Genomic DNA, 1308 nt, shown 5'->3' on the forward strand with positions numbered 1-1308 from the left:
TGAAGTGTCCCAGGTTTTGTTCCGTTTGAGTAGATGGGAAAATCTGGAATATGCCAAGAAAATTTGACCAGGATGCGAAGGATCGTGTGGTCCGTCTTGTAGAGGACCGCATCTTGGCGGAAAATATGTCGATGCAAGCCGCGTGCCAGGCAGTAGCCCCAAAGCTGGGGGTGTCATGGCACACAGCCCGTCAATGGACTTTGGCAGGCCCGCCGTGCGGGAAACATCCCAGAACCCGTGCCTGAAGATCTGGCCGCCGAAAACGCGAGGCTTCGCCGTGAAAATCAAGAGCTACGCGACACCAATGAACTTTTAAAGGCTGCCTCAGCTTTTTTCGCGTCGGAACCAGGTCCAAAACGTCGGAAATGATCCGGTTCATCGATGAATACCGGAATCGTTTCTCTGTCGAGTTCATCTGTAAGACGTTGAAGAAAAACCGCGCTGGTGGGTTCATCACCTCGCGTGGGTATCGTCAGTCCAAGGCCCGTGGGGTAAGTGCTCGCCGCCTTCGTGATGCTGTGCTGGTTGAACGCATTAGTGCTATCCATCGGGATAATTACGGCATCTACGGTGTGCGGAAAATGTGGCATGCTCTTCATCGTGACGGAATCGATATCGGTCGTGAACAAACCGCGCGGCTGATGCGTCTAGCCGGTGTATCAGGCAAAGGCAAAGGCCGCTCGCCTATGACCACTCGCACACCTCAAAGGCCGGATTTACGCCCGGACTTGGTGGAGCGAGAATTCAAAGCCGAAGGCCCGAACAAGCTGTGGGTGGCTGATATTACCTACGTGCGCACGAAGAAAGGCTTTGTGTATGCCGCGTTTGTCACCGATGTTTACTCCCGACGGATCGTTGGGTGGGCGTTATCAGATTCCATGCGCACCGAAGCGTTGCCGCTGCAAGCTCTCAACCAGGCGATCGCGTCTGCTGAGGAAACAACAGGTCTCATTCATCATTCGGATCACGGCTCGCAGTATGTCAGCGTTGTCTACAACGAGCGTCTTGCCCAGCACGGGATTGCCGCTTCCACCGGAACTGTCGGGGATTCCTATGACAATGCTCTGGCGGAAAACGTTAATGGTTCCTACAAAAACGAGCTGATCCATACTCGCAGGTGGGATGAGGTTGTCGAGGTGGAAATCGCGACGTTTGAGTGGGTGTCATGGTGGAACGAGACGAGGCTTCACCAAAGCTTGGGCTACCGCACGCCAGCTGAAGTGGAAACCGAATTTTGGGACCAGCACCCGCCGCAAGCAATAATAGAAATCAAGGCAAACGCCTAGGAACAAAACCCGGGGCACTTCA

At 54.2% G+C, this 1308-nt stretch carries 1 protein-coding gene and 1 pseudogene; both read left to right on the forward strand.

Annotation, left to right across the window (positions count from 1 at the left end):
• Nucleotides 1-25: 25 nt before the first annotated feature.
• Nucleotides 26-245, forward strand: a pseudogene (locus tag L8V01_RS11960) (hypothetical protein).
• Nucleotides 246-365: 120 nt separating this feature from the next.
• Entirely contained in the window at nucleotides 366-1286 is a 921-nt protein-coding gene (locus tag L8V01_RS11880; RefSeq protein ID WP_306592583.1) for an IS3 family transposase, read from the forward strand.
• The last annotated feature ends 22 nt before the right edge of the window (nucleotides 1287-1308 follow it).

Origin of the sequence: Corynebacterium curieae (genome assembly GCF_027570035.1) — a bacterium.
In the GTDB taxonomy this organism is placed as follows: domain Bacteria; phylum Actinomycetota; class Actinomycetes; order Mycobacteriales; family Mycobacteriaceae; genus Corynebacterium; species Corynebacterium curieae.